Annotated in this window: 16 protein-coding genes; 10 read left to right on the top strand and 6 right to left on the bottom strand. The window is 74.6% G+C overall.

The features are described 5' to 3' along the window. Positions 1-2: 2 nt before the first annotated feature. The 4 genes from atpD to IH44_RS0102645 all read left to right on the top strand — a co-directional run bounded on the left by atpD (position 3) and on the right by IH44_RS0102645 (position 3,301). Positions 3-1,448 carry a F0F1 ATP synthase subunit beta gene (gene atpD, locus IH44_RS0102660; RefSeq protein WP_030457720.1) on the top strand — a complete coding sequence of 482 codons (1,446 nt, stop codon included), beginning with the start codon at positions 3-5 and terminating at the stop codon, positions 1,446-1,448. A 215-nt stretch (positions 1,449-1,663) separates the two neighbouring features. Then, positions 1,664-2,047: a F0F1 ATP synthase subunit epsilon gene (locus IH44_RS0102655; RefSeq protein ID WP_030457719.1), complete on the top strand. Its 384-nt coding sequence runs from the start codon at positions 1,664-1,666 to the stop codon at positions 2,045-2,047. A gap of 123 nt (positions 2,048-2,170) precedes the next feature. Beyond that, positions 2,171-2,671: a DUF2550 domain-containing protein gene (locus IH44_RS0102650; protein WP_030457718.1), complete on the top strand. Its 501-nt coding sequence runs from the start codon at positions 2,171-2,173 to the stop codon at positions 2,669-2,671. A 57-nt stretch (positions 2,672-2,728) separates the two neighbouring features. After that, positions 2,729-3,301 carry a cob(I)yrinic acid a,c-diamide adenosyltransferase gene (locus IH44_RS0102645; protein WP_030457717.1) on the top strand — a complete coding sequence of 191 codons (573 nt, stop codon included), beginning with the start codon at positions 2,729-2,731 and terminating at the stop codon, positions 3,299-3,301. Positions 3,302-3,308: 7 nt separating this feature from the next. On the opposite strand, the gene IH44_RS0102640 is transcribed toward IH44_RS0102645, so the two are convergent. Then, the gene (locus IH44_RS0102640; RefSeq protein ID WP_030457716.1) at positions 3,309-3,839 is read right to left on the bottom strand and encodes a hypothetical protein; all 531 of its coding nucleotides are present in this window, start codon (positions 3,837-3,839) and stop codon (positions 3,309-3,311) included. A 123-nt stretch (positions 3,840-3,962) separates the two neighbouring features. On the opposite strand from IH44_RS0102640, the gene IH44_RS0102635 reads away from it, so the two are divergent. The 4 genes from IH44_RS0102635 (at position 3,963) to IH44_RS0102620 (ending at position 9,208) form a co-directional block, all read left to right on the top strand. Beyond that, a complete protein-coding gene (locus tag IH44_RS0102635; RefSeq protein WP_030457715.1) occupies positions 3,963-5,153 on the top strand; it encodes a sensor histidine kinase in 1,191 nt (396 codons plus the stop codon). Next, a complete protein-coding gene (locus tag IH44_RS0102630; protein ID WP_030457714.1) occupies positions 5,150-5,806 on the top strand; it encodes a response regulator transcription factor in 657 nt (218 codons plus the stop codon). The genes IH44_RS0102635 and IH44_RS0102630 overlap by 4 nt, the downstream gene beginning before the upstream one ends. A 420-nt stretch (positions 5,807-6,226) precedes the next feature. Beyond that, a complete protein-coding gene (locus tag IH44_RS0102625; RefSeq protein WP_030457713.1) occupies positions 6,227-6,562 on the top strand; it encodes an STAS domain-containing protein in 336 nt (111 codons plus the stop codon). 147 nt (positions 6,563-6,709) lie between these two features. After that, the gene (locus IH44_RS0102620) at positions 6,710-9,208 is read left to right on the top strand and encodes an ATP-binding protein (RefSeq protein WP_157852067.1); all 2,499 of its coding nucleotides are present in this window, start codon (positions 6,710-6,712) and stop codon (positions 9,206-9,208) included. A 13-nt stretch (positions 9,209-9,221) separates the two neighbouring features. Here IH44_RS0102620 and IH44_RS0102615 read toward each other — a convergent pair whose 3' ends face one another. The 3 genes from IH44_RS0102615 to nucS all read right to left on the bottom strand — a co-directional run bounded on the left by IH44_RS0102615 (position 9,222) and on the right by nucS (position 11,804). Beyond that, entirely contained in the window at positions 9,222-10,424 is a 1,203-nt protein-coding gene (locus IH44_RS0102615) for a nucleotidyl transferase AbiEii/AbiGii toxin family protein (RefSeq protein ID WP_051816475.1), read from the bottom strand. Then, the gene (locus tag IH44_RS45125) at positions 10,421-11,077 is read right to left on the bottom strand and encodes a hypothetical protein (RefSeq protein ID WP_030457710.1); all 657 of its coding nucleotides are present in this window, start codon (positions 11,075-11,077) and stop codon (positions 10,421-10,423) included. The genes IH44_RS0102615 and IH44_RS45125 overlap by 4 nt, the downstream gene beginning before the upstream one ends. A gap of 67 nt (positions 11,078-11,144) precedes the next feature. Beyond that, positions 11,145-11,804 (bottom strand): endonuclease NucS, encoded by a 660-nt coding sequence (gene nucS / locus IH44_RS0102605; protein WP_030457709.1) that lies wholly within the window; start codon positions 11,802-11,804, stop codon positions 11,145-11,147. 589 nt (positions 11,805-12,393) lie between these two features. Here nucS and IH44_RS0102600 point away from each other — a divergent pair. Continuing rightward, positions 12,394-12,786, top strand: a complete 393-nt coding sequence (locus tag IH44_RS0102600; protein WP_030457708.1) for an SCO5389 family protein — start codon at positions 12,394-12,396, stop codon at positions 12,784-12,786. 184 nt (positions 12,787-12,970) lie between these two features. On the opposite strand, the gene IH44_RS0102595 is transcribed toward IH44_RS0102600, so the two are convergent. Further along, positions 12,971-14,080 carry an LLM class flavin-dependent oxidoreductase gene (locus IH44_RS0102595; protein WP_030457707.1) on the bottom strand — a complete coding sequence of 370 codons (1,110 nt, stop codon included), beginning with the start codon at positions 14,078-14,080 and terminating at the stop codon, positions 12,971-12,973. Between the two features lie 425 nt (positions 14,081-14,505). Between IH44_RS0102595 and IH44_RS0102590 the strand changes: the two genes are divergently transcribed. Beyond that, on the top strand, positions 14,506-14,820 hold the full coding sequence (locus IH44_RS0102590; protein WP_030457706.1) for a hypothetical protein: 315 nt from the start codon (positions 14,506-14,508) through the stop codon (positions 14,818-14,820). 14 nt (positions 14,821-14,834) lie between these two features. Here the strand turns inward: IH44_RS0102590 and IH44_RS0102585 are convergent, their stop codons facing one another. Then, on the bottom strand, positions 14,835-15,602 hold the full coding sequence (locus tag IH44_RS0102585; protein WP_030457705.1) for an ABC transporter permease: 768 nt from the start codon (positions 15,600-15,602) through the stop codon (positions 14,835-14,837).

Below are 15,602 nucleotides of genomic sequence, written 5' to 3'. Positions count from 1 at the left end.
GTATGACCACCACTGTTGAGCCGACCACGGCGACGGGCCGCGTCGCGCGGGTCATCGGCCCGGTCGTCGACGTGGAGTTCCCCGTCGACGCCATCCCGGACATGTTCAACGCCCTGCACGTCGAGGTGGACAACCCCGACGGCTCGGGCAAGAAGACCCTGACCCTCGAGGTCGCCCAGCACCTCGGCGACGGCCTGGTCCGCGGCATCTCGATGCAGCCGACCGACGGCCTGGTCCGCGGTTCGCAGGTCACCGACACCGGTGCGGCGATCTCCGTCCCGGTCGGCCAGATCACCAAGGGCAAGGTGTTCAACGCCCTCGGTGAGGTGCTGAACGTCGACAAGGCCGAGTTCGAGTCCCAGGTGCAGGTCAAGTGGCCGATCCACCGCAAGGCCCCGAACTTCTCCGAGCTCGAGTCGAAGACCGAGATGTTCGAGACCGGCATCAAGGTCATCGACCTCCTCACCCCGTACGTGCAGGGTGGCAAGATCGGTCTGTTCGGTGGTGCCGGTGTCGGCAAGACCGTTCTGATCCAGGAGATGATCTACCGCGTCGCCGAGAACTTCGGTGGTGTGTCGGTGTTCGCCGGTGTCGGCGAGCGCACCCGTGAGGGCAACGACCTCATCGACGAGATGGTCGACTCGGGCGTCCTGGACAAGACCGCGCTGGTCTTCGGCCAGATGGACGAGCCGCCGGGCACCCGCCTCCGGGTCGCGCTCTCCGCGCTGACCATGGCGGAGTACTTCCGCGACGTCGAGAAGCAGGACGTGCTCCTCTTCATCGACAACATCTTCCGGTTCACCCAGGCCGGTTCCGAGGTGTCGACCCTGCTCGGCCGCATGCCCTCCGCGGTGGGCTACCAGCCGAACCTGGCCGACGAGATGGGCCTCCTGCAGGAGCGCATCACCTCGACCCGCGGTCACTCGATCACCTCGATGCAGGCGATCTACGTCCCCGCGGACGACCTGACCGACCCGGCGCCGGCCACCACCTTCGCCCACCTGGACGCGACCACCGTTCTGTCGCGCCCGATCTCGGAGAAGGGCATCTACCCGGCCGTCGACCCGCTGGACTCCACGTCCCGCATCCTCGACCCGCGGTACATCACGCAGCTCCACTACGACACGGCCGTCCGTATCAAGGGGATCCTGCAGAAGTACAAGGACCTCCAGGACATCATCGCGATCCTCGGCATCGACGAGCTGTCCGAGGAGGACAAGGTCACGGTGCAGCGGGCCCGCCGCATCGAGCGCTTCCTCTCGCAGAACACCTACGTGGCGAAGCAGTTCACCGGTGTCGACGGTTCGACCGTGCCGCTGTCGGAGACCATCGAGGCCTTCAACGCGATCGCGGACGGCAAGTACGACCACGTCCCGGAGCAGGCCTTCTTCATGTGCGGTGGCATCGAGGACCTCGAGCGCAACGCCGCCGAGCTGCTCAAGAAGTAACCGCAGGCCGGTTGCAGGCAGACCGAACCGTTGAGGGGTGGTCCCCGGCTCTCGTCGGGGGCCACCCCTCACCGCTGGATCTGCTGTGATCCCGGTCATTTACGAGGTCTTGGTTTCGTTCCGGGGCCGCGCGACCGTTATTCTTACCGAAACTGCCGAGATCGCCGCCCGTTCGCCCGGGTGCCCGAGGACCGGCAAGAGCCAAGGAGCCCACGTTGGCTGAGCTGCACGTCGAGCTGGTCGCAGCCGACCGCAAGGTGTGGTCCGGTGCGGCCACCATCGTTGTCGCCCGCACGGCCTCCGGTGACACCGGCATCATGCCCGGCCACACCCCGGTGCTGAGCGTGCTGGAGACCGGACCGGTCACCATCCGCACCACCGACCAGGGCACGATCGTCGCCGCGGTGCACGGCGGCTTCATCTCGTTCGCCGACAACAAGCTGTCGATCCTCGCCGAGATCGCCGAGCTGGCCGACGAGATCGACGTCGCCCGGGCCGAGCGGGCGCTGGAGAACGCCAAGACCGACCTCGACTCGCACGCCGAGCGTCGTGCCGAGGTCCGCCTGCTCGCCGCCGGCGGGCTGAAGGCGCACCACTGAGCCTGGACTCAGCGACGGTCCCGGGGACGCCTGGAGCGTGACCCCGGGACTGTCGTATCAGTTGGTAGGAATGAGCGGTCGCAGGCCGACCGCCACGGGGAAGCAGCGAGGAGGTAGGTGAGCATGGTCCTCGCCCTTGTGGTGTGCGCGACGGTGGTGGTCCTGGCCATTGCCGGGCTGGTCGGCTTCGCGGTACGCCGCCGCCTCATCCAGCGGGTGGGCGGCACCTTCGACTGCTCCTACCGGTTGAAAATGCCGGCCGACGCCTCCATCCAGCCGGATCTCGACGAGAACGGCCGACCCACCTCAGCCCCGGTCCCGCAGACCGACGGCAAGGGGTGGGTTTTTGGTATCGGCCGCTACAGCGGCGACTCGATCGAGTGGTTCCGGGTCTTCTCCTACGCGCCCCGGCCGCGGCGGGTGCTGCCGCGCACCGAGATCGAGGTGCTGGGCCGCCGCTACCCGCAGGGGCAGGAGGAACTCGCCCTGCTGTCCGGCTCCGTGGTGCTGCGCTGCCTGCACAAGGGCGCCCCGCTGGAGCTGGCGATGAGCGACGACGCGCTGACCGGCTTCCTGGCCTGGCTGGAGGCGGCGCCGCCCGGGCAGAGGGTCAACGTCGCGTGATGTTCGGCTCAGTGAGCCGCCGTTAACACGGTTCGGCGTGCCCGCTAGGCTGCGGGCATGGTGAACCTCACGCGCATCTACACCCGGACCGGGGACGACGGCACGACCGCGCTCGGTGACATGAGCCGGACGACGAAGACCGACCCCCGGCTGATCGCGTACGCGGACACCAACGAGGCCAACGCGGCGCTCGGCGTGGCGCTGGCCGCCGGGCAGCTGGACGAGGAGCTCGTCGCGGTGCTGACCCGGGTCCAGAACGACCTGTTCGACGTCGGCGCGGACCTGGCCACCCCGATCGTCGAGGACCCGAAGTACCCGCCGCTGCGGGTCGAGCAGTCGTACGTCGACCGGCTGGAGGGCGACTGCGACCGGTTCCTGGCCGACCTGGAGAAGCTGCGCAGCTTCATCCTCCCCGGCGGGACGCCCGGCGCCGCGTACCTGCACCTGGCGTGCACGGTGGTGCGGCGGGCCGAGCGGGCGACCTGGGCGGCGATCGAGGCGCACGGCGAGGGCATCAACCCGCTGACCGCGAAGTACCTGAACCGGCTGTCCGACCTGCTGTTCATCCTGGCCCGCACCGCCAACAAGGAGCGCGGCGACGTGCTCTGGGTGCCCGGCGAGAACCGCTGACGCCCGGTCACTTCTCCCGCTTGGGAAAGACCGTGTAGCTGGCGGCGACCAGCAGGTTGATGCCGACCACCAGGCCCATCCGCGGGTACCAGGAGTCCAGCGCCGCCGTCCGGGCGCTGTCGCCGACCAGCCACTGCACGGCCGCCACCAGCGCCACCGTGACCGCCGAGGCGAGCAGCGTCAGCGCGAACACGCCCCACTCGTAACGGGCCCGCGGCGCACCGTACTTGGGCATCCCGGCGGGCTTCGGGCCGCCGGCCAGGCGGTGCGCGGCGTGGCCGTCCGCCCAGCGGACCAGGCGGTGGCCGTAGGCGAGCGAGAAGCCGACGTACGAGGCCGCCAGGCCGTGCGTCCAGTCGGCGGTGGCGCCGCCGCGCAGGTCGGCGACGGTCGCACCGAGGATCACCAGGTCGACCACCGGGAGCAGCGCCAGCGCCGCCGCGCCCGTGCGGCGCAGGCGCAGCCCGTACCGGGCCAGCAGCCCGGCGGTCAGCACCACCCAGAAGCCGATCTCACCGGCGACGATCAGGGAAACCATGCTTCGAGCATGCCGCGCGGGCGGGGCCGGGTCATCGTCCGGCGAGTCGAGCGGGGCGTGCGACTTTCGTCGGACGGCGGGTCGTCCGGCCGGTCGTTCCCGCAGGTCGGAAGGAGTGCTGGGATGGGGCCCGTGAGGCTCACCGCCCGCCAGGAGGACCTGGCCGTCGCCGCCGCCGGGCTGCTCGGCGGCCTGCTGCTGCTCGCGTTCCGCGCCTACGACGCCCGGCCCGGGCTGCCGGTGTGGGCGGTGGCGCTGCCGCTGGTGGCGATGGCCGCACTGGAGACGGTGCGCCGCCGGTGGACGGTGTGGACGGTCTGCCTGGGCGGCGCGCTGTTCGGCGCCGCCGTGTACCTGGGCTCGCTGACGGCCACCCTGCTGATGTACACCGACCTGCTGTACGCGGCCACCCTGTACGGGCCGGCCCGGATGAGCAAGGTGCTGCAACTGACCGGCGCCGCCGCCACCCTGGTGCTCTCCGCGCTGACCTGGCGCTACGGGTCGGTGCCCGGGGCGCTGCTGGTCGCGGTGTTCTGCGGGCTGATCTTCCTCGCCCCGGTCTGGACGGCCGACCTGCTGCGCCGGCACCGGGACCGGGCCGAGACCGAGCGGCTGCGGGCCGAGCAGACCGCGCTGCTCGCCGAGCTGGACCGGCGCGGGGCGGTGGTCGCGGAGCGCGCCCGGATGGCCCGGGAACTGCACGACGTGATCGCCAACCACCTGTCGGCGATCGCCATCCACGCCACCGGTGCCCAGGCGGTGGCCCGCCGCCAGCACCGGGCGCCGGACGAGCCGCTGGTGGAGGCGCTCGCGGTGATCCGGGAGAACAGCGTGCAGGGCCTGGCCGAGATGCGCCGGATGATCGGCCTGCTGCGCGAGAGCGTCCCCGAAGAGCCGTACGCCGCACCGCGGTTGGCCGCCGTGGACGTGCTGCTCGACCAGGCCCGGGCGGCCGGGCGGGACGCCGGGCTGCGGTTCGAGGCCGAGGAGAGCGGCGAGCGCGGCGAGCTGTCCGCGCCGCTGGAGCTCGCCGCGTACCGGATCGTCCAGGAGTCGCTGACCAACGCCGTCAAGCACGCCGCGCCCGGCCCGGTGCGGCTGCGGATCCGGTACGGGGAGGGCGAGTTGGCGATCTCGGTGGAGTCCGCGTACCGGGCCGGCGAGGGCCGGCCGGTGCCCGGGGCGAAGGCCGGGCTGGTCGGCATGGGCGAGCGGGCCCAACTGCTCGGCGGGGAGTTCACCGCCGGGCCGCAGGGGGAGACGTGGACGGTGCGGGCGGTGCTGCCGCGGACGGCGGGCGGGGAGCGGGCATGATCCGGGTACTGGTGGCCGAGGACCAGGCGGCGGTGCGGGCCGCGCTGGTGATGATCCTGCGGGCCGAGGACGACCTGGAGGTGGTCGGCGAGGCCGCCGACGGCGAGCAGGCCGTCCGGCTGGCGCTGGAACTGCGGCCCGACGTGGTGCTGATGGACGTCCAGATGCCCCGGCTGGACGGCGTCGCCGCGACCCGGCAGGTGGTCGCCGCCGGGGCCGGACAGGTGCTGGTGCTCACCACCTTCGACCTCGACGAGTACGTGTGGGGCGCGCTGCGGGCCGGCGCCGCCGGGTTCCTGCTCAAGGACCTGGAGGCCGAGACCCTGGTCGACGGCATCCGGACGGTCGCCCGCGGCGACGGGATGCTCGCGCCGTCCGTCACCCGCCGGCTGATCTCCTCCTTCGCCCGCACCGGCGCCGCCGCCCCCGCGGGCGCCGACGCGCTCGCCGAACTCACCCCCAAGGAGCGCGAGGTGCTGGGCTGCCTCGGCGCGGGCCTGTCCAACGCGGAGATCGCCGCCCGGCTGCGCACCGCCGAGGCCACCACCAAGACGCACGTCAGCCGGATCCTGGCCAAGCTCGGCCTGCGCAGCCGGGTCCAGGCGGCGATCCTCGCCCAGGAGCTGGGAGTGCCCGTCCCCGAGGGGGAGTAGCGGCGGGGGAGGGGGCGCAGATCACACCCGCTCCGGCGCAGATCACACTGCCGGAACGCACCACGGCGGGCGCGCTCCCACTAGAGTCCGGCGAGAGCGATGCCGCTCCCGCAGGTGGTCCGTGCTGCCCGGGTTGCGGGGCGTTCCGGGCGGTTGGGTGAGTTTGCTCACCGTCCGCCCCGCAGACGGGTGATTTGGGCGGTAATCGAGCGTAGGTGTGAGGTGATCCTGCGTATATTCCCTCGGACGGGTGAAGTTGAGGGACAGTCCGGCGGGTGACAGCAACCTGCGGAACTGGTTCACCGTCAGATTCAGGAAGGGCCGGTGCGCGGACCCGGCCCAGCGGAGCACGGACGTTCCCCGAGGTGCGGGCGGCACCGTGGAACGAACGTACGGCGGACGGCCGAGGAGGAGGACAGCGTGCGCATCACCGGCGACCACACCGGACTGGCCATCGAAGGGCGGCTCGACGTGCGCAGCGCCGCCGACGCCCGGGCGCTGCTGCACGCCGCCGTCGACGGCGGCGAAGGAGACCTCGTCCTCGACCTCGGCCACCTGGAGTTCTGGGACGCCACCGGGCTCGGCGTCATCATGGGCACCCACCGCCGGGCCGGCCGGGCCGGCCGGCGCCTGGTGCTCCGGGAAGTGCCCGTCCAGCTGCAGCGCCTGCTGGTGGCCACCCGGCTGCACCGGATCCTGGCGGTCGAGGGATCGGTCCAGGACCCCTGCGGGACGACCCTCCCCGCACTCGGCTAGGCCCTGTCGTCGAACCCCCGCCCGCGGGGCGCGCGCGGAGGTTCGTGTGCCGACCGGCCCGGGGCCGGAACCACCCCTGTGTGGTGACCCGCTGTGCCCGTGTGGGAAAGTCTCCGCTCAGGTGTCCGAGTGGCGGGGAGCAGCGACGTGGGTCAGCCGAGCGGGGAGTTCCGGGGGGACGGGGTGCGCCCGCGGAGCGGGGAACTGGTCAGCGGCGAGCGGCTGGTGGTGGTCGGCGGGCCGGAGGGCTCCGAGGCCCGGCACTGCCCGGACGAGTGGATGCCGCAGCCCCGCCGGATCCGCGGCCTGGTGCAGGCCCGGCCGGAACTCGGCCCCAGCCCCGCCGTCGGACCGCTCGCCCTGGGCACCGGCCCCGCCGACCTGCGGCTGCTGGACCGCGAGGGCGACATCGCCGCGCTGCTCGAACAGCTCCGGGCCGGTCGCTCGGTCCGGCTGCTCGGCCAGGCCGGCTCCGGCCGCTCCGCCCTGCTCGCCGCCGTCGCCGAAGCCGCCGCGGAACTCGCCCCCGACGGCGTGGTGCGGCTCAGCGGCTACCGGCGCACCGCCGCCGACCTGCTCCAGGACCTGTTCGCCGTCACCCACCAGGCCCCCGACTTCCGCCCCGACCGCGAACAGCTGGCCGAACTGCTGGCCGGCGTCGCCGCGGTGGTGGTGATCGACGACGTCGAACCGTTCGGCGAGGAACTGGAGGACCTGCTCGCGCTCGCCCCCGAGTGCGCGTTCCTGCTGGCCACCGTCCCCGACAGCCCGCCCTCGGCCCCCGGCTCGCGGCTGCGCGACCACCTGGTCGCCGGCCTGTCCCGCCCCGCCTGCCTGACCCTCGCCGCCCGGCTGGCCGGCCGCCAGCTGGACGACACCGAACGGGCCTGGGCGGTCGACCTCTGGTTCGAGTCCGAGGGCCTGCCGCTGCGCTTCGTCCGGGCCGCCGCCCTGCTGCGCCAGCGGGACGTCACGGTCGACGCGCTGGTCGCCGCCCAGGAGGACCGGCGGAGCATGTTCGGCTCCGTCCAGGAGTACGAACCGCCCCGCGACCCGGCCGAGTTGGAGCGGGAACTGCGCCGCCAGGTGCCGCTGCCCTCGGTCGGCGAGAGCGCCGCGCCCGCCCGCCGCCTGGTCCAGGGCCTCAGCGAGTCGGCCCGGCTGGTGCTGCGCCTGGCCCTCGCCCTCGGCGGCGAGTGCCCGACCGCCCCGCACCTGCCCGCCCTGGTCGACGTCGGCCTCGGCGAGAGCGCCCTGCAGGAACTCGTCGACACCGGACTGGCGGTCTCCGTCGGCGGCCACCACCGCCTCACCGAGGGCGTGCTCGACGCGCTGCTCCCCGAGGTCGAGGACGACAGCAACGGCCTGCCCGCGCCGTTCGCCCCCGGCGGGATCGCGCACGGCGCCGCCGAACACCTCGCCTGGTGGGTCGGCCACGCCTCGGTCACCACCCGGCAGGTCGCCGCCGAAGCCGAGGTCATCCTCGCCGTGCTGCTCGCCGAACGGGACGCCGACCGCCCCGCCGAGGTCCTCCGCCTGGCCCGGGCCGCCGCCCCCGCCCTCGCGCTGTCGCTGCGCTGGGGCGCCTGGGAACGCGCCCTGCAACTCGGCCTGGAAGCCGCCAGGATGCTCGGCGCCACCGCCGAACAGGGCTGGTTCCACCACGAGTTGGGCGTGCACGCGCTCTGCTCCGGCAGCCCGCAGCGGGCCGTCGCCGAACTCGAGGCCGCGGTCGCGCTGCGCGCCGCCGCCGGAGAGCAGCGCGGCGCCGCCGGAGCCCGCCGGATGCTCGACGTGATCCGGCTGGAGGAGACCGCCGCGCTCACCGCCGGCTCCGGCGCCGCACCCGCCCGCCGCCGCCGCTCCATCCGGGCGATCGCCCAGGTCGTCCCCGGCCGGCTGCGCAAGCGCGCCCCGCGCGGGGCCCGCAAGACCGTCCTGCTCGCGGGCGCGGCCGTGATGGCGCTCGGCGTGTTCGGTACCGCGATAGGCGTCGCCGCCGGCGGCGACGACCACCCCGGCGGCGACCGCACCGGCAACTCCGCGGACGACCTCCCCCCGCTCGACCCCACCACCACCCCCCGCCCCAGCACCTCGCCCACCTCCACGCCCTCCGACAGCGGCAGCCCCACCGCGACGGACAGCCCCGGCGGCAGCGACAGCCCGACGGCCTCCGCCACCGGCCCGGCGAGCACCAGCCCCACGGCCACCCACAAGACCACCACCGCCCCGACCACCACGGCCACCACCACGAAGCCGGGCACGGGCGGCACCACCGGGGGCACCACCGGCGGCAGCACGGGCGGCGGCAGCACCGGCGGGACCACCGGGGGCACCACGGGCGGCGGCACCACGAGCGGCGGCAGCACCGGAGGGACCACCGGCGGCAGCACGGGCGGCACCACCACCGGGGGCAGCACCGGCGGGACCACCACGGGTGGCACGACCACCGGCGGCACCACCGGCACGGGCGGCACGACCACGGGCGGCACCGGCACGACGACCGGCGGCACGGGCACCACCGGGGGCACGACGACCGGCGGCACCGGCACGACGGGCGGGACGACCACCGGCGGCACCACGACCGGGGGGAGCACCGGCGGGACGACCGCGGGCGGCACGACCACCGGCGGGACCACGCCCTGACGGTGGCGGGGCGTCAGTTCAGCAGTTGCTCCAGGCTGATGTGCCCGCGGGCGAGGATGCGGGCGTACCAGGCCCAGGCCGGGCGGGAGAGCAGGGCGTCCAGGGGGTCGGGGGCGTCCGGGCCGAGGGCGCGTTGCAGGAGGCGGCGGGCGACGCCCAGGGAGGCGTTCCGGGCGCGGAGCCAGTCCTCGGCGGCGTCCAGGCCCCCGGCGGCGTGTTCCGCGCGCAGGCGGGCCGCCCAGCCCTCGGCCCACCAGTCGGCGCGTTCGGCGTCCGGGACTTCGGCGAAGGCGGGGGCCAGCGCGGCGGCCAGGCGGCGGGACAGCTCCTCGCCGGAGGTGGTCAGCTCCGGGTACTCCTCGCGGAAGTGCGCCCAGTCGGCGGCGGCGGTGTCCGGTTCGGCGCCGGGGACGGCGTCCGGCCCGGGCGGGGCCTCGGCCAGCCACGCCTCGCCGCCGGTGAACACCTCGCGCAGCACCCCGTACCGCAGCGGGGCGGACTCGGCGAGCAGCACCGCGTCGTACAGGTCCTTGGGCTGCGGGTAGTGGTCGGTGGCCAGCCAGAGGAGTTTCCAGGCCAGCGAGAGCTCCCGCCCGGCGACGCGCAGCACCGCGCCCGGGGCGGCCTCCAGCGGCTCGGGCGGCAGCGGCAGGTGCTCGGTGAAGACGAAGTCCAGCTGGATGCCGCCGCCGGGCAGCCCGTCGGCCGTCCAGGGCAGCAGCAGGCGGCGGCCCGGGACGCGCTCGTACGTCCAGATCTCCTCGTGGACGGCCTCGTCGGGCAGGAAGCGGACCGGCCCGGTGGTGGGGACGGCGGCGGTCAGGTCGTGCAGCAGCTCGGCGGTGCGCGGGTCGTCGGGCGTCCAGTCGGCGGGGGTGAGGACGAAGTCCAGGTCGCCGGGTTCGCGGGCGGCGGCGCCGAACCAGGCGCGCAGCACGACCGAGCCGCGCAGCACCAGGTGCTCGGCCCAGCGGGAGGCGGCGACGGCGGACAGCACGGCGTCCATCGCGGTGCGGCGGGCGGCCAACCAGGCGGCGGCCAGGACCGGGTCGGCGTAGCGCGGGTCGGAGGTCCGGTAGGCGCGGGAGTACTGCTTGAGCGACGGGTCGAAGAGCGCACTCTGCCGGGCCCGCCCGTCCCCGACCGGACGGAACGTCAGCGGCAGCTCCTCGGGGAAGCGGCGGGCCAGGTCGTCGGCGTCGTGGGCGGTGCTCACGGCAGCTCCTCGGTCGGGGTGTCGTCGTCGAGCCAGCCGTCGTCCAGGGCGAGCGCCGAGTCGTGCACCACGTACTCGCGCTCGGCCTTCAGCGGCGGGAAGCCGGCGGCGGTGAGGGCGGCGGTCAGGCGGTCCAGGCGGGCGGTGGCGGTGGTCAGGCCGACCCGGTGGCAGCGCTGGGTGACGAAGTACTGGCGGTGGCCGTCGGGTTCGGTGCGGCGGGCGTTCCAGGAGACGTGCGCGCCGTGGCCGGACGCGGCGCGGGCCAGGGCCGCGCGGGGGGTGCCGGGGGCCAGCCGGATCTTCACGTGGTGTTCGAAGTAGTGGGCGGGGTCGGCGCGTTCGGCCTCGGCGTCGGTGCCCGGGACGCCCGGCACCCAGGGCGCGGCCTCGATCTTGACCCGGACCGGGGTGAACCCGGCCGCCCGCAGCCGGGCCGTCTCGGCGACGGCCCGGCGGTGCTGCGCGGCCAGCGTGCCCTCGGCGCGCCAGGACAGCATCGGCTGCGAGGGGTGCCGGCCGCGGGCCAGCAGGATGTGGGTGAACTCCAGGCCGTGCGCGGCGGCCCAGCCCGCCAGCGCGTCGGCCTCGGCCGGTGCCAGCGTCAGGTGCGTCTCGTACGGGCCGGCCCCGGCGGTGCTGCGAACGGGCATGCCGGGATTGTGGCAGCCGGGTCGGACGGCGCCCCCGGCGGGAGGCGGTGTCGGTCGGCCCGGGGGGCTAGAAGAGCTTGAGCTTGTCGTCGTCGATGCCGCGCAGCTCGTCGTAGTCGAGGACGACGCAGCCGATGCCGCGGTCGGTGGCCAGCACCCGGGCCTGCGGCTTGATCTCCTGGGCGGCGAAGACGCCCTTGACGGGGGCCAGCAGCGGGTCCCGGTTGAGGAGTTCGAGGTAGCGGGTGAGCTGCTCGACGCCGTCGATCTCGCCGCGGCGCTTGATCTCGATGGCGACGGTGGCGCCGTCGGAGTCGCGGCAGAGGAGGTCGACCGGGCCGATCGGGGTGGGGTACTCGCGGCGGATCAGCTGCCAGCCGGAGCCGAGCACCTCCATCCGGTCGGCGAGCAGTTCCTGGAGGTGGGCCTCCACGCCGTCCTTGATCAGGCCGGGGTCGACGCCGAGTTCGTGCGAGGAGTCGTGGTGGACGTCCTCCAGGGTGATGATCAGCTTCTCGCCGGCCTTGTTGGTGACCGTCCACACGCCGTCGGCCTCCTTGAGGGAGCACGGCGGCGACATCCAGTTCAGCGGCTTGTAGGCCCGGTCGTCGGCGTGGATGCTGACGCTCCCGTCGGCCTTCACGATCACCAGGCGCACGGCGGAGGGCAGATGTGCAGCGAGGCGGCCCGCGTAGTCCACGGTGCACTTGGCGATGACAAGACGCATGGGGACAAGCCTAAGGCCCGCCGGGAGTGCCCCGGTCCGTGTTCGATTCCGGAGGGGCGGGGCGGACGGGGGAGCGGCCGGTCGGCGGCGGGCGGGCCGGTGGGGCCGAGGCGGCGGAATCCCGAGACAGCCGGTCCGGGCGGAGCGGGCCCGGGAGCCGTTTGAAGCGAGTGTGCGCGCGGCGGGTGTCGGCCGGGCGGGAGCGGCGAAACATGGTGACCGCACGAGCACGTGCGGTGAGGGGCCGCAGCTCGGCGCACAGGGTTGGGACACGGCGGATTCCGGCCAATCTCCCCTCGGGAGGGGTGTTTCGGGCGGCAATCCGTTGATTCACCAGCCCGGGTGAGAGGGGGCCTGCCACGCTGGTCTGACCCCCGGCCCGAACCCCCCGACGCGCGGCGTCCACCGGGTCGTCGCGCCGTCACCACTCGAACGACGCGCGGGGTTCACCGCACGTCAGTCCCGGCGTCCCGGCGTCCCGGCGCCCCACCCCCGGCGCCGACCGCACCACCGCACCGCCGCACCACCGCACCGCACCGGCACCACCGCCCCGGCGACCACGTCGGAGCGGACCACGAGAGGAGAACCCATGTCGCTCGACGTCTCACCGGCCCTGCTGGAGAAGGCCGAACGAGGCGAGGTCGACGAGCGGGAGTTCGTCGACTGTGTCCGCACCTCGCTGCCCTACGCCTGGGACATGATCAGCTCGCTGGTCGCCCAACTGGAGGTCGACGGAACCGACTTCGCCGACAACGAAGTCCCCCCGCCGAGCGAGCAGGAGCGCGGGCAACTGCTCCGCGCGCTGGCCAGCGACGCGATCCGGGGCGCCCTGCAGCGGCACTTCGGCGTCCAGCTGGCGTTCCAGAATTGCCACCGGGTCGCGGTCTTCGCCCCCGGCCCCGACACCGAGGCGCGGCTCGCCCGCTTCACCTCGATCCGGGGCCAGCTGCTCAACCAGTCGCCGGAACTGCGCGACTGCTGATCCGACGTCACGGCCCGGCGCCGTCCGCCCGCCGACGCACGCCCGGCGGCCGCACGGCAGCCGAACGCGGGCCCCCCGGTCCTCCCGGACCCGGGGCGGCCCGCGGCCGCGCCACGGGCCCGCGCAGCGCCTCCGCGGCGCGGCCGCAGTGCCTCTTCGGCGCCCCCGGGACCGGCGGCGGCCCTCAGGACAGCTGCGGCAGCACCTCCGCGCCCAGCCGGTCCAGGTTGTGCAGCGTCGCCGCAGTGTCGCCCGAGCCCTCCGCCAGCAGCGCGAAGCGCCGGATGCCGGTGCGCTCCGCGGTCGCCAGCAGCCGGTCCGCGCACTGCCGGGGCGTGCCCACCGCGTGCAGGTCGCACAGCAGCTCGGTGTACGCCCGCGGGTCGCGCATCGAGCGCTCCCGGCCGTCCACCGTGCGGTGCGCGCCCAGCCCGTGCGCGAAGAAGTCCGGCATCGCCCGCAGCAGGCTGGCCCGGGCCGCCCCCGCCCGGTCGTCGACCTGCGCCACGCCCGCCGCCACGTGCTCCCGCTCCACCCGGGCCAGCTGCTCCTCGCCGCGTCCCGCCGCCCGCCAGGCCGCCCGGTACGCGGCCAGCATCTCCCGCTTGTCCTCGTCGCCCGAGTGCATGCCCAGCAGCATCGGCAGGCCCCGCTCGGCGGCCGTCCGCACCCCGCCCGGCGAGGTGCAGGCCACCACCACCGGCGGGCCCGACCGGGCCGGCGCCGCCTCGTCCTGGCGCTGGCGCGGGATCACCGCGCCCTCCAGGCCCAGCCAGCCCGCCAGGTCCGCCCGCCGGCCCGGCTCGGCGGCCCGCGGCACCACCGCCACCTCCGGGAACGCGAACTGCGGCCCCGCCGCGCCCACTCGGGCCCCGCGCAGCCAGCGCAGCAGCAGGTCCAGCCGCTCCGGGAAGCCCTGCTCGTACGCCTCCAGGCCGCTGCCGAACACCGCCAGGTCGATCCACGGCCCGCCGCGCCCCACGCCCAGGGTGAACCGGCCGCCCGAGGTCAGGTGCAGCAGCGCCGCCTGCTCGCCCAGCGCCACCGGGTGACGGGTGCTCAGCACGCTCACCGCGGTGCCCACCCCGATCCGCCGGGTGCGGCCCAGCAGCATCGCGGCCAGCGTCGCCGCGTCCGGGCAGACCCCGTACGGCACGAAGTGGTGCTCGGCCAGCCACACCGCGTCCAGGCCCGCCCGCTCGGCGGCCGTCGCGGCCGAGAGCGTCCGCTCCAGCGCCTCGCCGTGGTCCTGGCCCGGGAACTGCGCGGACAGCAGGAAGGCGCCGACCCGGATCGCGTCCGCGCCGGCGCCCGGCGACTGCTCGGGCCGCTCCGCGGGCACCACCCCGGCGCCAACCGTCCGCGGGGCGGCGGAACGGGCCTCGGGCCGGGCGGTGGTCTTCGTCATCGGGTGCCTCCATCGGTACCGCGCAGGGTCGCGGCCCCGCCGTGTCACCACGTGAGTAACCCATGTCATGTGCCAATGGCACGCCGAACCCGCGATTTCCCCGGGGAAAGGGTGGATTACCGCCGAAACGCCGGCGACCGCCCGCCGCCCGTGCTAATGGGGCGGACGGGGCCCGCGGGACGGCCGGCGGCCCCCGGGGTACAACGCGGCACGGGGCCCGCCGGTCACCGCCGGACGGCGGGGCGCTCCCGCCCCGCGGGCCCGGCGCGGCCCGTACCCTGGAGGGACACCGTGCCGAGAGAGGGAGTCCCGTGTCACCCCGCCGCAACCGGATCGACAAGCCCGAGGACCGCGGCAGCGGTGCGCCGATGGGGAGTTCGCTGCGCCGGGTGGAGGAGTACCGGGGCGAGGACTGGGTGGTGCAGACCGTGGCCGGCACCGCCGGGCGGTACTACCGGTGCCCCGGCTGCGACCAGGAGATCCCGCCCGGCGTCGGCCACGTGGTGGCCTGGCCCGACCACGGCGGCGGCGTCGACGACCGGCGGCACTGGCACCGGGCCTGCTGGGGAGCGCGGGAGCGCCGCGGCTCCAACGTGCTGCGGGGCCGCGGCGCTCCGAAGTACTGACGGCTGACGGTCCCTCAGGCGTCGCGCTTCCTCAGCACCAGGTAGCCGCCGAGCAGGGCCGCGACCGTCCAGGCCGCGCAGATCAGCAGGCCGGCCCACGGCCCGTACGGCAGGTCGTCGGTCGGGAAGACCTGGGTGACGGCCGAGCCCGCCTGGTCCGGGAAGTAGTGGACGGCGTTCTTCACCACGGGGACGATCGACAGGATCGGCGAGACCAGCAGGATGAACGGCACCAGGATCGCCAGCGCCAGGATCTGGTGGCGCACCATCACCGTGACGCCGGCCGAGAGCAGGCACAGCAGGGTCAGGTAGAGCGCGGTGCCGAACACCGCCCGCAGCACGTTGTCCGAGCCCAGCGAGGTGGACAGCCCGCTGCCGAGCGCGGCCTGGCCGAGGAAGAAGGTGATGAACACCGTCACCAGCGAGGCGGCCAGCGCCAGGGCGCCCAGCACGGCGGTCTTGGCGGCCAGCAGGGTGCCGCGCTGCGGGACGGCGGCCAGCGAGACCCGGATCATGCCGCTGCTGTACTCGTTGCCGACGGCCAGCACGCCGAACACCACGATGGCGAGCCGGCCGAAGCCGACGCCGATGAACGAGACGGCGGTGGCGTCGAAGGGCACGCCGTCCCGGGTGAAGTCCGACGCGTTGTTCCGGGCGACCAGGCTGATCGCCAGGCCCAGCGCGGCGGTGATCAGGAAGACCGAGACCAGCGACCAGACGGTGGAGCGGACGCTGCGGATCTTGGTCCACTCGGACTGGGCGACGGCGGGGAACGCGGCCAT

This window comes from Kitasatospora sp. NRRL B-11411, from assembly GCF_000721345.1.
Lineage (GTDB): Bacteria > Actinomycetota > Actinomycetes > Streptomycetales > Streptomycetaceae > Kitasatospora > Kitasatospora cineracea.
Note: the sequence above shows the minus strand (reverse complement) of the source record. Positions and strands in the feature narration are given on the sequence as shown.

Coding starts and splice junctions, on each gene's coding strand:
- IH44_RS0102645 (WP_030457717.1), top strand. CDS start 2,729: ATGGTGAACCTCACGCGCATCTACACCCGGACCGGGGACGACGGCACG.
- IH44_RS0102630 (WP_030457714.1), top strand. CDS start 5,150: ATGATCCGGGTACTGGTGGCCGAGGACCAGGCGGCGGTGCGGGCCGCG.
- nucS (WP_030457709.1), bottom strand. CDS start 11,804: ATGCGTCTTGTCATCGCCAAGTGCACCGTGGACTACGCGGGCCGCCTC.
- IH44_RS45125 (WP_030457710.1), bottom strand. CDS start 11,077: ATGCCCGTTCGCAGCACCGCCGGGGCCGGCCCGTACGAGACGCACCTG.
- IH44_RS0102635 (WP_030457715.1), top strand. CDS start 3,963: ATGGGGCCCGTGAGGCTCACCGCCCGCCAGGAGGACCTGGCCGTCGCC.
- IH44_RS0102600 (WP_030457708.1), top strand. CDS start 12,394: ATGTCGCTCGACGTCTCACCGGCCCTGCTGGAGAAGGCCGAACGAGGC.
- IH44_RS0102650 (WP_030457718.1), top strand. CDS start 2,171: ATGGTCCTCGCCCTTGTGGTGTGCGCGACGGTGGTGGTCCTGGCCATT.
- IH44_RS0102640 (WP_030457716.1), bottom strand. CDS start 3,839: ATGGTTTCCCTGATCGTCGCCGGTGAGATCGGCTTCTGGGTGGTGCTG.
- atpD (WP_030457720.1), top strand. CDS start 3: ATGACCACCACTGTTGAGCCGACCACGGCGACGGGCCGCGTCGCGCGG.
- IH44_RS0102585 (WP_030457705.1), bottom strand. CDS start 15,602: ATGGCCGCGTTCCCCGCCGTCGCCCAGTCCGAGTGGACCAAGATCCGC.